Annotated in this window: 15 protein-coding genes; 3 read left to right on the forward strand and 12 right to left on the reverse strand. The window is 61.1% G+C overall.

What is annotated here, in order from left to right; all coding sequences use genetic code 11:
• From AC5P6H_RS12610 to AC5P6H_RS12620, 3 genes are read left to right on the forward strand one after another with little or no spacing between them, the layout of a single operon-like run.
• A complete protein-coding gene (locus AC5P6H_RS12610) occupies positions 1-732 on the forward strand; it encodes an SDR family oxidoreductase (RefSeq protein WP_227864105.1) in 732 nt (243 codons plus the stop codon).
• Positions 729-1,145, forward strand: a complete 417-nt coding sequence (locus AC5P6H_RS12615; RefSeq protein ID WP_227864106.1) for a GtrA family protein — start codon at positions 729-731, stop codon at positions 1,143-1,145. The genes AC5P6H_RS12610 and AC5P6H_RS12615 overlap by 4 nt, the downstream gene beginning before the upstream one ends.
• Positions 1,105-2,547, forward strand: coding sequence for a hypothetical protein (locus AC5P6H_RS12620; protein WP_227864107.1), 1,443 nt, complete (start codon positions 1,105-1,107; stop codon positions 2,545-2,547). The genes AC5P6H_RS12615 and AC5P6H_RS12620 overlap by 41 nt, the downstream gene beginning before the upstream one ends.
• Here the strand turns inward: AC5P6H_RS12620 and AC5P6H_RS12625 are convergent.
• From AC5P6H_RS12625 to AC5P6H_RS12680, 12 genes are all read right to left on the reverse strand, one after another.
• A complete protein-coding gene (locus AC5P6H_RS12625; RefSeq protein WP_481453297.1) occupies positions 2,541-4,157 on the reverse strand; it encodes a DUF8728 domain-containing protein in 1,617 nt (538 codons plus the stop codon). The genes AC5P6H_RS12620 and AC5P6H_RS12625 overlap by 7 nt on opposite strands.
• Positions 4,158-4,185: 28 nt before the next feature.
• Entirely contained in the window at positions 4,186-4,791 is a 606-nt protein-coding gene (locus tag AC5P6H_RS12630; RefSeq protein WP_227864109.1) for a hypothetical protein, read from the reverse strand.
• A gap of 63 nt (positions 4,792-4,854) precedes the next feature.
• Positions 4,855-5,421: a hypothetical protein gene (locus AC5P6H_RS12635; protein ID WP_227864110.1), complete on the reverse strand. Its 567-nt coding sequence runs from the start codon at positions 5,419-5,421 to the stop codon at positions 4,855-4,857.
• Positions 5,418-6,560, reverse strand: coding sequence for an acyltransferase family protein (locus tag AC5P6H_RS12640; protein ID WP_495202701.1), 1,143 nt, complete (start codon positions 6,558-6,560; stop codon positions 5,418-5,420). Before AC5P6H_RS12640 ends, AC5P6H_RS12635 begins: the two co-directional genes overlap by 4 nt.
• A gap of 2 nt (positions 6,561-6,562) precedes the next feature.
• The gene (locus AC5P6H_RS12645; RefSeq protein ID WP_495202702.1) at positions 6,563-7,036 is read right to left on the reverse strand and encodes a class I SAM-dependent methyltransferase; all 474 of its coding nucleotides are present in this window, start codon (positions 7,034-7,036) and stop codon (positions 6,563-6,565) included.
• A 3-nt stretch (positions 7,037-7,039) separates the two neighbouring features.
• Positions 7,040-7,483, reverse strand: a complete 444-nt coding sequence (locus tag AC5P6H_RS12650) for a C1 domain-containing protein (protein ID WP_495202703.1) — start codon at positions 7,481-7,483, stop codon at positions 7,040-7,042.
• 33 nt (positions 7,484-7,516) lie between these two features.
• Positions 7,517-8,443, reverse strand: a complete 927-nt coding sequence (locus AC5P6H_RS12655; RefSeq protein WP_445392485.1) for an NAD-dependent epimerase/dehydratase family protein — start codon at positions 8,441-8,443, stop codon at positions 7,517-7,519.
• Between the two features lie 4 nt (positions 8,444-8,447).
• Positions 8,448-11,798, reverse strand: coding sequence for a glycoside hydrolase family 99-like domain-containing protein (locus tag AC5P6H_RS12660; RefSeq protein WP_495202704.1), 3,351 nt, complete (start codon positions 11,796-11,798; stop codon positions 8,448-8,450).
• A 21-nt stretch (positions 11,799-11,819) separates the two neighbouring features.
• A complete protein-coding gene (locus AC5P6H_RS12665; protein WP_495202705.1) occupies positions 11,820-13,310 on the reverse strand; it encodes a methyltransferase domain-containing protein in 1,491 nt (496 codons plus the stop codon).
• Positions 13,311-13,345: 35 nt separating this feature from the next.
• Complete coding sequence (locus tag AC5P6H_RS12670; RefSeq protein ID WP_227864116.1) at positions 13,346-14,767, reverse strand: ABC transporter ATP-binding protein; 1,422 nt, start codon at positions 14,765-14,767, stop codon at positions 13,346-13,348.
• The gene (locus AC5P6H_RS12675) at positions 14,757-15,617 is read right to left on the reverse strand and encodes an ABC transporter permease (protein WP_141098655.1); all 861 of its coding nucleotides are present in this window, start codon (positions 15,615-15,617) and stop codon (positions 14,757-14,759) included. Before AC5P6H_RS12675 ends, AC5P6H_RS12670 begins: the two co-directional genes overlap by 11 nt.
• Positions 15,614-16,786, reverse strand: coding sequence for a cystathionine gamma-synthase (locus AC5P6H_RS12680; protein ID WP_495202706.1), 1,173 nt, complete (start codon positions 16,784-16,786; stop codon positions 15,614-15,616). The genes AC5P6H_RS12675 and AC5P6H_RS12680 overlap by 4 nt, the downstream gene beginning before the upstream one ends.
• Positions 16,787-16,803 lie beyond the last annotated feature (17 nt).

Consider the following 16,803-nt stretch of genomic DNA (forward strand, 5'->3'; position numbering starts at 1 on the left):
ATGCAGAAGATCCTGATCATCGGCGCCACTTCGGCCATTGCTGAAAGCGTTTCGCGTTGCTATGCACAACGCGCCAGTGCACTGCACCTTGTGGGCCGCAGCAGCGCGAAACTGGACATCATCGCGGCGGATCTCTTAACGCGTGGTGCAGCGCGGGTGACCTCTTCCGTACTGAATGTGGCCGACATTCGCGCCCATGCTGCGATCCTGGATGAGGCAATGCAGAGCCTGGGGCAGATCGATGTTGCCCTTATCGCGCACGGAACGCTTCCCTCACAAGCGGATTGCGATGCGGACGTCGATGTTGCGCTACGCGAGTTCCATGTCAACGGAACCGCGACTATCGCACTTGCACACCAGCTGACTTCCAGAATACAGGCGGGTTCGACCATCGCGGTCATCTCATCTGTTGCTGGAGACAGGGGCCGCGCCAGCAACTACCTTTACGGGAGCGCGAAGTCTGCGGTCACCGCGTACATGAGCGGCTTGTCGCAACGCCTGCAGAGCGAAGGCATCAACGTTCTGACGATCAAGCCAGGTTTCGTTGACACGCCGATGACTGCCTCCTTCAAGAAGGGTCCCCTTTGGGCGTCTGCGGACAACGTTGCAAAGGGAATCGTCAAGGCGATCGACCGGCGACGCCCTGTCGCCTATCTTCCCGGATTCTGGTGGCTGATCATGCAAGTCATCAAGCACATCCCCGAGCGGATGTTCCGGAAGGTCCGCCTGTGACCCGCACTAAGCTCGTAGCGATCTACGCAGCATTCGCAGCGTTGTCGATCGCTGTGAACATTGGTTCACAGGCCTTGGCCATCGCCGTGTATTCAGGGCCTTGGGCAGTTGCGCTCTCGATGGCGTTTGGTACGGGTACCGGGCTCGTCTGCAAATACATCCTCGACAAGCGATTTGTATTCGACCATCGTTCGCGCGACCACAAGCACGAAGCCAAGACTTTCATTCTTTACACATTGATGGGCCTGGCAACTACGGTCATATTCTGGGGAACGGAGACCGTATTCCATTTTGTGTTCGAAAGCGACGCGATGCGCTACATCGGTGGGATCGTGGGTCTCTGCATCGGGTATATCGTGAAGTATCAGCTGGATGCGAGATTCGTATTTTCCAGGCAGCACGATCCAACGTGACTGCAAGGAGTATGCTGGGACGGCCTGCCGCCAGTCATTTGCCATGATACAGCCCTCAAACCGCTCGTCGTCCTCCATCCATTGGCACATTGCGAATCGCTCGCTCCCCTACGCGTTGTTGCTTGCCTTGCCGATTGTGCAGATCGCCCGGCATTTCGGAGACCTTCAGGTCTACCCATTTGCAGATGAGTGGTACTACGTAACCTCTGTCGCGGCACAGAGTGGGGTTCCGTGGGCCTGGCTTTGGGAGCAGCATGGAGACCACAGGATTCCTCTGCAGAAGGCCGTGCAGTGGGCCCTGCTCAACGCATCAGATTTCGACTTCAGATCACTGGTCATCCTCAATCTCTTTATAGCTACAGCGATCGGCCTCATCACTCTGCAGGTCGCCCGCAATCTCCGCGGATGCACCAGCGTATGGGATGGGATGATTCCCATCCTGCTTTTCAACCCGATGGCCGGTTACGCCATGTGGGGATTTCACCTGCAGTTTCTGTCGAGCGCGCTCTTTGTCTGCGTATTTGCGTGGGCAGTTGTCCGTCATTCCGTACGCCCATGGCATCTGGCCGTGGCGATTCTGGCGGTCATTGCGTCCAGCTTGTGTGGATTGAATGGCCTCTTGCAGGCCGGGTTCATGCTCCCGCTGGCATGGCTGCGCACAACGAAGACGCAGCGCGGCCCATACTTCATTGCCGCGCTATGCTTGGCCAGTCTGCTTCTGGCATTGCTGTGGTTTTCATGGTCACGGGCCGGTGCGGGTGAGGCAGCCCCCTCTCCCTCTGCGTTCGGACAGTTTTTTGCGGGCTTGATCGGTGCGAGCCTGTTGCCAGTCTGGAATGTGTACCTCGCAGCAGCGATCATCGGCGTAGCTGCGGCAGCCGCGGTGCTGGCTGGACTGCGCGCTGGGCAAGAAAATCCTGCCGCCCGCGTCTGCGCACTCTTGGTCTTTACCGTCATGCTCCAGCTGTGCGCCGTTGCGTGGGGACGTGCGCAGTACCAGGGCGGCTGGCAACCTGGGTTGGCTATGCACTATGGCGCAATCTCCATGCTAGTTCCGATTCTGGCATGGCTGACGCTTGCTGGCCGAAACCGGCCGATGGCCACGCGAGCCGTTGGTGTTCTGCTTACGCTTGCATTGGGGACTGGCTGGGTCGAGGCCGAATTCTGGCGCACGACATACACCAAGGAGCACTCTTCCAGCAAGGCGCTGGCATACAGGGATATAAGGGATAGGCACATGCCGATCCCCACGGTCATAGAGCGCAATGCTGCACTTTACTGGAGCGATGACGCCGCAGCCAAAGAGACCATGTCGGTCGGCATCCCGATCCTACGGCGGGCGTACGAGAGGAAATGGCCGGGCCTCGCTGTGGAAGAACCCGGCCCCCCACTGAATCAGTGAGCCGTTGCGTCGTCCTTACGTCGGTAGAGCATGGCGCCTTGCTTCAGCAGCACATCCCAGTAGGGCTCCCGGAACTCTCCCACAAGTTCGTAGTGATCGAAGAAGCCGGGCTGCTGGTCAGGGTTGTACTTGCCCTGCCAACTCGTCACTACGTACTTGGGCTTCCAGGTTGTCACCGTGTAGTTGAAGTCTCCAGCGCGCAGAGCCTTCGCTACACCCGGACTTGCCAGACCGAGCACGTCCAGCACTTGGTAGTCAGGACCCAGCTTGTATCCGAAGGTGCCCGGCTCAGCGATGGCCACGCTCGTACCAGCAGGCTCATGCTTCTTCAGGTAATACATGATCGGGTCATAGCTTGTCAGGTGCCCGTTGACGTTTCGGCTGGTTGCGAACGTCGTTGTCTGCTGGTCAATCCGCGGCGTGATCGACAGGCCGACCGCCAGCAGGAAAACGAGGATGAAGGATGCCCACGTTCCAGGTGTGCTCGGCACTTGGCCCACACTGGCGGCACTGGCTACCCGCTGCTGCGCGAGGTAGTTGGCGCCGTATACGCCTGAGAGCAACAGCCCGAAACCGATCGGCGCGACGTACCACGTCCACAACGTCACCTTGAACAGGGTATAGGCGCATACGACACCCAGTGCGAACAAGAGCCAGACCGCGCAGTAAAGGATCAAAGGATTGACCAACGGACCTGGCAGTCGCGCGCGCAACTGTCGCAGGAATACACCTGCGGCGACCAGTGCCGGCACCGGCAGCAATAGCCAGTAGCGCCCCGCGAACAGCTGGTCGAGCGCCGTTACGACGGTGCTGATCTTGAACAGCGGCCAATAGCCCATCTGCACCTGGGCCTTCTTTGCGTCCATCGTGCCCGGGAAGAAGGTACCGTAATACAGCTTCATCGCCACCACCCACGCCAGCATCCCGATCAGGACGATGCCCACCGCAATGCAGATCTGCCGCAGGGTGTAGCGGGACTGTGTCCGGTCAACGCCAAAGGCGAAGACCAGGCCTGAGAACTGGATGATGACGAACAACAGCGAGTCCGGGCGCAGCGTCATCGCGAGCACCATCATCAGTGCCCCTGCAAACAACGCGCGTCTCATGATGATCAGGTAGCTGCCCACCGCAAGCGCCGCGGTGAAGGCATATGTCTCGTGGCCAGATACCGAACTGGACAGCGGAAGGACCACAATGAACACAGCTACTGCAACCGCTGCGACCTGCCCGAGCAACGAGCGATTCCAGAGGCAGGCTCGCCCAGCGATCCAGGCGATCCCAGCGACCGACAACGCTGAGAGGAAGGTCGATACCTGCGGGATGTCGACTAGAATGCGCACGAACGACAGCAACTTCACTATGCCGGCGAGCAGCATGGCGTAGCCGGTTGCGGTTGATCCGTAGTAGTGCTGGCCTACGTTGAAGACGAAGCCATGACCCGCCAATGCATTCTGCGCATACCGGAACGTGATGTAGGAATCATCTACCGCGAACCCTTTGTTGAAGCGCAGATATGCCCAGAACAACAGGACAACCGAAATAGTGAGCGGCGCGAGGCGCTTCCATGTTACCAAGGTGCCGCTATCGAATCTGGTCAGGCTTTCATTCATTGGATCAACTCACATTCCTAGGATGCGCTTACTTGGGTACAACGTCGTGGAAACCGACCGCAAGCCAGTCACACCAGATGACACCGTTCTGGTCGCTAGACTCGATGACCAGCTGTTTGGCGCCACCGACATCGACCCGGATGGTCGAGGTATAGTTGCGGTCTACGACGACGTCGTTCATCGGCGCCCCATCAAGTTGCCAGTGCAGTCCTGCAACGCCGGCGCTCGGATCCGCCTCACAGGTCGCATTACCTTGGAAACTCTCGATGACAGGCGAAAGCGTGAGACCTGAAAGGCTGCTCACATCGAGCACAAGGCGGGCACGCTTGCCTTCAGCTGGGTGCACCAGGAGCCGGTGGTCAGCCAGCGGTGCGATAGGCTGATAGACATCCTCCTTCGACCTGATCAGCGGCTGCACTGCATCCAGCCCAGCAAGCAGCTTTGCCTCCACTTGAGCCTTGGCGGCGGAATCCGCATCCCCGTTCGCCCCCGCAGTCGGCGCTGCATTCGCCCTCTGGGCCGGATCCGCTGCCGCAGCAGGCGTGGCTGCTGGCTCACGCAGATCACATGCCGTCAACGCCAGACACGTCGCTCCTGCCAGGCACAGCGAGGACAATCCGATACTGAACTTCATTTTGGTTTTCCTTATTGAATAGCGGATCGATTCAGGAGCGATCAGTGCAGTTGAATAGTTTCGTCACTGATTGAAAGTGACTTGGCGGCCATTGTCGCAACGATACGTCTTTCCATCGACAATGTAGTGCAGAAGCAGCTTATAGGTGCCCGCCGGCACGTCCGGAAGCGCAGCCTCGAAACCGGATTCGCGTAGTTCCGCTCGCCCTCCGTAGGCGTTCACCACATCGTCCCGCACCATGGACAGCTGCAGGGCGATTCCCGCAGCGGCGCCGTGCTCACCCAGCAGCACTAGCATGGGTGAACCTACAGGGGCGGGCGTGGAATGACCCAACCAGCCGTGCACCTTCTGCGCCGGCGCCACCACAAGCGGTCCCGCGACGAAAGCATTGGACCCAACGCTCTCGATGTTGCAGTAGGACTGGTCAGATGCCTTGGCGACATCGATGCCCTCCATGACGCTAGGCCCCGCTTGATCCTGCGCAACGGGCGGCTCGACTTCAGCTGCCGATTGCGCGTCATCAGACCCACTGCCAGCAGGCAAAGTGGAAGCTGGCAGCGGTGCGTTTGGTTCCCGGCAACCTGCCAGGAGCAAGATTGAAAGAAGGAACAGGCTATTCCAGCTCTTCATTGCGCAGTCTTCCTCGGGATCCAACGTGCTTCCAGCGACTTGCCCAGCCGGATGCCCGGCAGTTCGATGAAGCGATAGGACAGCCACGCCAGCGGCAGGAGAATTGCGAAGGTCACGCCGGCGCACACGATGAACGCTACCGTCAGATCGGCCTGCTGTTCATGGATGCGGCGATAGACGGGGATCAGCAGGTACACGATGGTCGGGTGCAGCAGATAGACCGAGTAGCTGACCTTGCCGAGGAAGGAGGTGAAGCGGTTGACCACCAGCTTCCACGGGAACAGGGCAAGGCCGACGAAGATCAGGCCATATGCCAGCGCCTGGAAGTAGTAAGGGTTGCCCAGAATGTTGGGCAGCCAGCCCTGCACCAACGCAAGGTAGGTGAAGGCGCCTGCGAACAACGCAGCCTGTCCCTTGCTTCGGGCCATGCTGCAGTCGGCATCGGTATCCATGAACCAGTAGTACAGAAGGATGCCCGTGGCGAAGATCGGGAAATGCTTGAACGTGCTCCACTGCAGGATCGACTCGCGCCATCCCTCCGGCAACACCAGGTAATCGAGCACCAGTCCGATGAAGTACCAGAACAGGAGGGTGACGAAAATGAACGCGACTGCCTTGTACCGATCCCTTACCCGGGCATAGATCAAAGGAAACACCGCGTAGAAGATCATCTCCACGCCAATGGTCCAGCCTGCCCAGACGAATCCCTCCTGGCGCATGGGGAACAGGTTGAAGATGAAAGTCGCAGACGCTGCCACCGCGCCTGCCGAATGGTGGACACCAAACAGCCAGGCGTCGCGGAGCCAGCTCACCAGAATAAGGAAGTAGAAAAGAGGCGCTACGCGGAAGAAACGATGCAGATAGAAACTGGCAGTCGGCTTCGGGCTGCCTTCGCGCATCGGCATCGTGTAATAGAGCGAGAAAGCGCTAACGATGAAGAACAGGGTGACACCTGTCCCCCCCATCAGGGTGAACTTCTCGGCCCAACGCGGCAATGCCAACTGGGGGTGGGGCATCAGGGTCATGTGGTAGATCACCACATAGGCGGCCGCCAGGCCACGCAGTGCGTCCAGAAACTCCAACCGTCCGCGCTTGGGAAGAGCGGTAACGGCGGACACAACAGCGGTGTTGTCTTGCATTTTCACTCCATGATCGACGCCGGGGAAGGATCCGTCTCATCCATCCGCTCCCTGACCGCACGGACGACCGTGGGTAGCATAAGGAACTCATCCCCATAACGGTAGTTGTTTGTCACCAGGCCAGCATAGGGGTCATAGCACACGCCAAAGGAGACGTCCGCGAACCCCGCACGCGTCACCAGATCGGCGAAATCGGCACCGAAATTGTGAAATGTGTAGATCCCCTCGGGGCGAAGGCCATCGCCGTGCAACTCTGTTGGCAGCAGCTCCACCAAAGCCCCGCTCTCGTCCAGTCGCCCTCTGACCAGGGTTTCAGGAAGCCAAGGGAAAAACGGTACCGTGAACAACGCCACGCCACCTGGCGCCAGCACGCGGTGACACTCCTTCAGGCCCGCCAGGGGATCTGGAACGTGCTCAAGTACGTCGTTGTGGAGTATTCCATTCAGGCATCCATCGTCGAACGAGAGTGCCTGCATATCCTAGTGAACCGCTGTGCGCGTGCCCCCCTGATGATCGAGGAAGGTATACGGTTCCCCACCCCGTGAGCCAGGCCCATGGAATTCAGACAGCATCATCGCGGGCCATACCGCCGCGGCATAGCGCGACAGCTGCGAAAAGGCCTCCAGGAGCGCGAGACGGTCAGTTGGCTCGAAGCAGGTGCGTGCTTCCATGTACAGGTGCCGGGACCGTGAGTTGAGCCCACACGACTGGCAGACCAGCCCTTCCCGAAGGTTGACGTCGGCACCAAACATCGCGCCGCCGTTGACCTGCAAATCCCGCACCTTGCCACAATGGGCGCAGAAGCCACGAGTCAGGCTGCCCTTGGCGATCTCGCCATCGATTTCACGCATTACATCCAGCGAGCCGGCTACCGCTTCGGAGATCGCTGCTACAGAATCAAACCACATCGTCTGCGGGTACATGGTCTGCTCCCTGAATGGGCGGCATCCACTACGTCACCCCCTGGAAGCCCTCCCCTCCAGCATCGCCTGCCAGGTTCTGCGGATACCATCGTGAATTCCCACCTGGGGCAGCCACCCCAGGTTCTCTCTTGCCCTTGCCACATCGAGCACGATTTCGCGCACATCGAACGCGCGAGCCGGCTGGTACTGAACCGACAATGCACTGCCAGTCACGCTGCGAATGAAGTTGCACAGCTCGTTGAGACTGACGCCGCTACCCGAGCCCGCATTGAAGACCGCATTGCGGCCCGAATCAACCGCACGCAGGGACAGGTCGATCAGATCGTCAATGTAGATGTAGTCCCTGACCGTCTCTCCATCGCCCCAGATCTGTATCCCTTCACCGGCAAGCGCCTTTCCAAGGAAGACAGCAACGGCCCCCTGGATGCTGCGCGCCGGCTGACCCGGGCCGTACGGGTTGGAGGGCCGGATGATCACCGGATCCAGCCACCCCTTGCGCTGGAACATGGCCAGATACTGCTCGATGGCGACCTTCACGATGCCGTAGGACGAGATTGGCCGCAGCGCGTGCGTTTCGGGCACAGGAACGGCGTCGGGGTTGCCGTACACCGTTCCTCCCGAGGAGAAGTAGCAGAACCTGCGGACACCGCGCTCACGCATGGCCTCCAGCAGCCGGTGTGTTCCGACCAGATTGCCTTGGATGTCAGCGATGGGGTCGGCATCGGCCGTGCTCGGCACCGTGCAACTGGCCAGGTGGTAGACGGTGTCCACCCCCTGCAGTGCTTGCTCCAGTACATCGGCGTCATGGAAATCGCCCTGGAAATAGCGCACGCCACTCCAGTCCATGTCCAGGCGGGCAGCAAAGCGATCCAGCACCGCTGTCTCGTCACCGCGCGTGCGCAGCGCGTCGACGAGTCGCGAGCCGATGAAACCATTGCCACCGATGACAAGCACGCTCATGCGATTATTCCGCCCCGGCCGGGAGGTTGCGAAGCCCGAAGTGGGTGCGCAGTTTGTCCTCATAAGCCGCCGCCGCACTTCGCGTGGCCGCGCTCAGCGGGAACAACCGTTGCGCATGGGCATGCAGGCTGCGGATTTCATCCAGGTGACCCTGCGCTTTGGAGCCGATGGTCACGCTGTTGCCATGGCGGCGGTGCTGGTTGAGCGATTCCGCATTGAAGCTGAGGCCGCCATCGCGCAGCAACAGCAGGTAGACCAGCCAGTCGCCCGCGATCCGATACTGAGTGATCTCTTCGATGTGCTCCTGCATCACGCGCAGCAGCGCCTCGCGACGGAACAGCACGGCGCTGACGTTGGGCAGGGTGTTCTTAACAGCCAGACCGGCTTCAACTTCTTCGGAACCCATCGCCGAATAGCTGCTGCGCCAGCGATCACGCGAGAGATCATTGGTGTATTCCAGATAGTCGCCAGCCATCACCTCGCCGAACTCGTCGATCTGTTCCGACTGCGAGAACGCCATCACCGAGCGGGGGTTGGACTCGAGCAGGTCCACCAGCGAGCGCAGGAATGCTGGCTTGGAAAGATCGTCGGCCTCGGCGATCCAGACGTACTCGCCGCGCGCCAAGCTCACGCCCTTCATCCACTGGCGGAAGACCGACCCGCTGTTGTCCGACGACGCCTCAAGGCGCGGCTCCGGATCAAATGTTGGCCAGAGGCGTTCGAGTTCTGCCAGGCTCCCATCCGATGAGGCGTCATCCAGGATGATGACCTCATACAGGGGGAAGTCCTGCCCGTACACCGACGCCAGACGCTCTTCCAGGTAGTGGGCGTAGTTGTAGTTCGGCACTACCACCGAGACACGCGGAATGCGATGCCCGGCCAGATCCAGCAAGTCCAGCAGGTAGCTGCGGAAGGAGAAGTCGGCATTGACAAGGCGTCGTCCGGCTTCGCCTGCCGTTGCTCGCACCGAATCCTCATCGAGCAGACGCGCCAAGGCGCCGCCATAGGCGACGGCGTCCAGTGCCGGCACGACCATGCCCGCCTGGTGCTGGGCCACGAGGTCCGCACCGCCCCCCGTGCCTGCGAATGCGACGACCGGCAGCTCGACAGACAAGGCCTCCAGCACGACGGATGGGAAAGGATCTTCCCGCGACGCGAGCGCGTAGATGTCAGCGCCTGCGTAGTAGTCATCGGTGTCAAAGTCGAGACCGGCGAAGTGGAACCGCTCCAGCATGCCATGGCGGCGGAGCACCTTTTCCGCGGCCTCACACGCAGCCTCTTCACGGTGACCGACCCAAACGACGTGGACATCAGGTCGCTGGGCGAATGCGCTGGTGAACGCCTCGGCCAGCAGGTCGACACCCTTACGCGCATCGGCGTAGCCCACCGACAACACGATCCTGTCCGTGGATTTGAGACCCAAGCGCTGCCGCAGCGCTGCGCGCGCAGCGTCTCGATTGCGCTTCCCGCGATGGCGGTTGGCTGCAAACAGCCCCTGCGGCAGCTTGGTTACCTTGGCCTGCCCTGCCGGGTCGAGGAAGGGCTGCAAACCTTCGCGTACTGCGTCCGAGGCGACGACGATGCGCTTGGCCACACGGGAAATGTCCGCCAGTGCAGGCTGCAGGCCGTAGCTCTGGATGACACCCGGCAGCTCGTGGATCATCGACACCACGGTAAGACCTGCATCACCCAACGCCTGCACGATGCGGCCGCTGACCGCCGTATTGGCAAGCACCGAGCGCACGCCCAGCTGGCGTAGTTCATTGGCCAGCACCGCTGGATCCCGGTCGCCCAGCAGGTGGACCGTGGAGCACTCGGCGAACTGGCTGTGCAGGCGGCCGTCTTCGAGCAGCACGACATGCACGTCCAGTCCCAGGCCGGCCGTCATCTTGCGTGCCATGTTGAGCGCGAGGTACTGCGCGCCATGCGGGTGCGCATCATGGGAAATCAGTGCGACACGCGGCTTCGCCGTGCCGGCGGTGACATTGCGCGTCGCCTGCAGGAAGGCATAACCGTAGTAACGGTCCGGTTCCAGATGGGCGCCTTCGGCCCACTCGTTCCAGGCGTTGATGAAGACCACGCTCTCGCCACGCACAGGTTTGGCCAGTGCGAACTCGCCCGCCGATTCCAGCCAGCGCTGGTACTCGCTCGGCGAGGAATGGGCGAACGTGTAGCCGCGCCCCGGCTTTCGCGCTTCATTGTCCCAGCGTGGCGTAACCCCCTTGAACAGCGGATAGTCTTCTTCCGGCCAGTTCCTGGAACGTTCGGCCATCTCGCGGTAGTCGACCACGTAGCCTTCATAACGCGGGTTGGCGATGTCCAGCGTGTGGTTGATGCTGGACAGGCCACGCGCCACCTTGTGCGGCGGGAACTCGAGCGCTGCATCGAAGCCATACGTGCGCGGATCATCGACGTCGAACTGGACCATGGCGATGAACAGCTCGCCAAGGCCCTGCTCACGCGCATAGCCGCGCCAGACATCCAGCGAATTGCGGGCATCGGGAAGCAGCGATGGCCGGTAGATGATGAGCAACGGCCGACCATCGATGCGGATATACCGCGGATCAGACAGGTACGGCATCGCATCACGAATGAACGCGATGTCGTTGTCAGCCGTGTAGTTCTGACCAATCAGCACATCGTTTTCATGCCCATCCCAGCGCCGGGTCCAATTCTCGTTGGCCCAGCAGATGCAGAACGGCAGGTCAATCTCCGGATGCGGGAGCAGCTGGTCCACCGGCCGCTCCATCAGTCGATGACCGGAGAACCAGTAATGGTGGAAGCAGAAGCCGTGAACCCCGTACAGCTTGGCAAGCTCGGCCTGGCGCTTGAGCACATCGATCAAGCGCAGGTCATAGAAACCCAGTTCACCGGGCAGGTGCGGCTGGCGATGCCCCTGGAACTGTGGCACGGCCTTGCTCACATTGGTCCACTCGGTGAAGCCCCTGCCCCACCATGCGTCGTTTTCGGCGAAGGGGTGAAACTGCGGCAGGTAGAACGCGATCGTCTTGAAGCGGAGGCTGGTCGGTGGCTGTAGCGCAGGCGCCAGCTCCACGTACTCAGACCCGCGCACGCCTGCAGCGACGTCGAAAGCGTCTGCGTAGATACGCGCCACGGAGGACACCTTCACGCCTTCGGCAAGGATCGGAGCGGCAGCCGCTGGCGGCTGCTGCGCGCCCGCCGTGACAACAGCAAATTCCTGCCCTGCGCCGAAGGTTTTCCATCGGCGGTAGGCATTTGTATTGGCAAAGGCGAAGCTGAAGTTCCGGAACAGGAAATCCTTCAGTGCAAGCCGCGCATTCCAGCCCGGCACCGCCATGTACATGCGGCGTGCAACTGCCCCCAGTTTTCCCATTTTCTGACCCTGATGCATCGCTTACAGGTGCCTCCTGGCACTTCCTGACAGTTTCCTGAGCCATGCAGTGTAACGCCAACTCCGTGACGCCTTAAGCAGTTCCACATCCCTTTCGCGGTGCTCGCTGATGACGCGCTGCTCGGTTACGGCCAACTGCAGCTGCTGCACGGACTGCCTTGCCTCATCCCGTTCGGCCATGGTCCGGTCGATTTCCGCACGTAGAGCGGACATTTCTTCGCGCAGGCTGCCGTTGGCATTGATATGCCCCAACACCATCTCCTGGGACTCGGAAAGCATGCGCTCGAGGGAGCGGATCCTCTCCTCGGTGGCAACGGCCTGAATCAACTGCTGGCGGAGTTCGGCCAGCTGAGCCTTGAATTGACTGTTGTCGATCGACTGGCTGCTGGCCGCTTCAGCAACCAGCGCTCGATTCTGATCCAGCGCATTCTGCAGGCTTTCCAGCCTGCGTTCCTGGGCCTGCCGATCATGACCGCCTTCGCGGCGAACATCATCGACCAGCGAACCCAGCACGGGGATCGAGGACAGCACCTCGTTGCGGCTGTCACGCAGCCGCTCGATCTCGGCCAGATGCGCTTCCTGCGTCCGCCGCAGTTCCTCCGCCGCCTCCAGGGAAGCGGCTTCCCGATGGGAAAGATGGGACTGGGCCTGGGCCTCGAGTTCCTCGACCTTGGCGCGAAGCTGCAGGACTTCGATATCCGCGTTCTGGACGCGCTCAGGCAAGTGCACCCCGTAGAAGGCGCCGGCATCCATTCCATGAACCTTCAGTTCGAAGAACGAGGACGACTGCACAGGCAGCACCCCATCCGTCGCAACCACCAGGTCGTAGAGCGGGCGGCTGAGGCCTTCGGCCCATTCACTGGTTTCAGGGCCGGTGCCCAGGATCGAATCGAAGGCCGCCGGACCGTCAGCGACCAACAGGGAACCGTAGACGACGCGCTGCGAATACACCTGCTGCTGCGGGAAGTAGCGCTGGATGAGTTCGATCAACTCGTGACGGAACAACTCCTTCACGTGATAGGGGTTTTCGTAGCCCGGGTCGATCGAATAGTGCTGCTTGTTCGGACTGGACATGATCAGCATCCCACCCGGACGTAGAACGCGCCGGATCTCCGACAGCATTTCCTCATGCTGGTCGTGGTGCTCGATGGTCTCGAAACTCACCACCACGTCAACGGAGTCGTCCTCCAATGGCAGCAAGGCAGCAGACGCCTCGACGAAGCGCAAGCGATCGGACCCGTAGCGGCCAGCCGCATGGGCGACGGCCTCGGCCGAGATATCTATGCCGGTCACCGAGTCCGCAACGCCAGACAGGATCTGGCTGCCATAACCTTCGCCACAGGCCACGTCCACCACCTGCTTGCCGGCACAGAACCTGGCGGCGAAGTGATAGCGATGGAGATGTTCGAAGGCGATCTGACCGGCCACTTCGGGCATGAACCGTTCGCCGGTGAATGCGAGATCTTCTACGTGCTCGTCAAGCTGGGTTGCCATGGGTCACCTCAATACATGATTGCTGCTGAAGCCGGTCACCCGGATACCAGATCTTGTTGCTCGACTACAAGGCGCACGCGCTGCATGGGTGCGCCGAACAATCCAAGGCAGATGCCACGTGCATGAACATGGAAGGCAAGCGCGTCATGCAGCCAATGGTGCTGGACATGGTGATGCTGATTGCCGTCTGCGATGGCTGCACTCATGGTGTAGTCACCCTCGCGCAGGACAGGCATCCGGAAATCAAAGGAAGCCACCAGTACCTGCCCCGCTTGAGCGCCGGGAGGGGGATCGATGGAGGCGACATACGTGTTGTCCGCGAACAGGGTCTGCCCCAGGCGGTCGTACACCTCAAAACCGATGATGGGCGAGCTCAACACCTGGTTCACACGGCAGCGGATCTGCAGCCGGACCGGCTCTCCACCCACCACCCAGGACAGCGGGTTGCCATCCACGTCAACAAAGGCAGCGAACTCGACCTGCGCCCCGCCTTGTCCGAACCCCTTGTCTGCATTGAACTCAAAGACCCGGATTTCCTGCCGATGCTCACTGGCGTTGATCAGATCCTGGCGAAAATCACGGGGCGCCATGCCTGCGTGGTCCGGTTCGATGGCGGTCGCACCAGCAGCTGCCGGTTGCGCGTCACTTTCGGGAGCGTCAACGGCCACCGCAGCAGGACCAGCAGCGGCCATCTCCACCGCGTAGAGATCTTCCAGATACTTGGCGGTGACTTCCTTGGGGGCGCCATCTGCAACGATCTTCCCGTGCGACAACCAGACCACTCGGTCGCAGAGATTGATGACGGCGGCGGTGTCATGGGATACAAAGACCACCGTGCCGTTCTGCATGAAGGAACGGAGAAATCGCATGCACTTCTGCACGAAGAACGCGTCGCCGACACTCAGTGCCTCGTCGATGACCAGAATGTCAGCTTCCACGTGCGCGATCACGGCGAAGGCCAGCCGCACGAACATGCCGCTGGAGTATGTCTTCACCGGCTGGTCGATGAACTCGCCGATATCGGCGAATTCGACAATGGAGTCGTACTTGCTGCGCAGCTGCTCGTCCGAAAGTCCCAGCAGGGCACCGTTGAAGAACACGTTCTCGCGGCCGGTGAAATCAGGATTGAAGCCCGCCCCAAGCTCCAGCAGTGCCGCAACCCTTCCGTCGACCAGGATCTGGCCTTCCGATGGCGCCAGCGTACCGCTCAGCAGCTGCAGCAGCGTGGACTTGCCCGACCCGTTGCGTCCGATGATGCCGACCGTTTCACCCTTGCGAATCTCGAATGAAACATCCTTCAGCGCACTGAACTGGCGGCCATAGGATTTGCCTCGGCTTCCCACGACACGCGCAGCGCGCGAAAAAAGGGCGTCCTTCAACCGGTCCTGGGGCGAGCCGTAGACCTGATAGTGCTTGGAAACGCCGTCGATCTTGAGAACGACCGGATCAGATGACATCGGCAAATCCATCTCTAGATTTCTGGAAGAAAGCGTAACCAGCCATGGCCATGAGCAGGCCCACCAGCAGGCCGATCCCGAAGTACGCAGGAGACGGGATGTCACCGAACATCAATACCTTGCGTGCCGCCTCCAGGACACCCGTCAGGGGATTGGCCTGGATCAGGGGACGATAGCGTTCAGGAATCGAATCAAGCGCGTAGAACACGGGAGAAAGGAACAGCAGCAGCGTCGCAAGCGTGCCGGTAATCTGTGCCACGTCTCGGAAGTAGACGCCGATCGCGGCAAGGAACCAGGAAACGCCAAGGCAACCGAGCAACAGCGGCAGCATCACCACGGGGAACAGGATCACGGTCCAGGGCAGCGCAACGCCCATGCACAACTGGGCAATGGTCAGCACGATCCAACTGACGAAGGCATGGAAAACCGCCGAACCGAGCGTCACCCACGCGTAGACTTCCAGCGGAAACACAACCTTCTTCACGTAGTTGGCATTGCTCGTGATCAATGCCGGGGAGCGATTGATGCATTCGGCTACCACGCCGTGCACGATCAGTCCGGAAAAGAGGATCAAGGCGAAGCCACCGCTGGTATCAAAGTCCTTCCACTTTGCCTTGAACACGATGGAGAACACGAACGTGTACAGGACCAGCATGATCAATGGCGTGATGAACGACCAGGCCAGGCCGGCGAAGGAACCGCGATAGCGGCCCACGATCTCACGCTGGATCAGACGGAAGATGAGTTGACGGTGCTCCAAGGGCGAACGCAGGAAGCCCGCCAATGGCCGCCGCCGGGCAGTTGCATAGGGCGTCAGCCCGGAAGATCTCTTGTCCAAGCGACTGCTCACGCCAGCGCCCTCTCCAGATCCACCTGCAGATCCCCCAGCTCCTCCACGCCCACGCTCAGCCGCACCAGCGCATCGCTGATGCCCAGCTGTTCGCGGCGCGCGACCGGAATCGAGGCATGGGTCATCACCGCCGGATGGTTGACCAGGCTTTCAACACCGCCCAGCGACTCGGCCAGGGTGAACAGTTCGGTCTTCTCGCAGAAGCGCTTGGCCGCCTCGAACCCGCCCTTGAGCACGATCGAGACGATGCCACCGTAGCCGGCCATCTGCTTGCCGGCCAGTTCATGCTGCGGGTGCGAGGCCAGGCCCGGGTAGATCACCTTCTCCACCGCCGGGTGCTTTTCCAGCCATTGGGCCAGCGCCAGCGCGTTGGCGCAGTGTGCCTTCATGCGCAGCGGCAGGGTCTTCAGGCCGCGCAGGGCCAGGAAGCTGTCAAATGGGCCCTGCACGCCCCCCACCGAGTTCTGCAGGAAGGCCATCTGCTCGGCCAGTTCGGCGTTGTCGCCGACCACGACCATGCCACCGACCATGTCCGAGTGGCCATTGAGATACTTGGTGGCCGAATGCAGGACCAGGTCCGCACCCAGTTCCAGCGGACGCTGCAGCATCGGCGAGGCGAAGGTGTTGTCGACCACTACGATCAGGCCATGGCGCTTGGCGATGGCGGCGACCGCGGCGATGTCGACGATCTTCAGCATCGGGTTGGTCGGGGTCTCGATCCAGACCATCTTCGTCTTCGACGTGATGGAGGCTTCGAATGCCGCCAGATCGGTGAGGTCGATGAAGCTGAAGTCCAGCCCGGCGGTGCGGCGACGCACGCGCTCGAACAGGCGGAAGCTGCCGCCGTAGATGTCGTCCATCGCCACCACGTGGCTGCCAGCGTCGAGCAGCTCGATCACGGTCGAGCTGGCCGCCATGCCCGAAGCGAAGGCAAAGCCGCGGGTACCGCCTTCCAGCGAGGCCACGCAACGCTCATAGGCGAACCGGGTCGGGTTGTGGGTACGCGAGTACTCGAAGCCCTGATGCTCGCCCGGGCTGGACTGGGCATAGGTCGAAGTGGCGTAGATCGGCGGCATCACCGCGCCGGTGCTGGGGTCGGGCGACTGACCGCCGTGGATGGCCAGCGTGGCCAGGGCCAGCGCGCGGTCCGGGGAAGAAGCGTTGGACATGTCGTTTCCTGATTGGC

This window comes from Stenotrophomonas sp. YJH_SMC_110 (genome assembly GCF_059369255.1).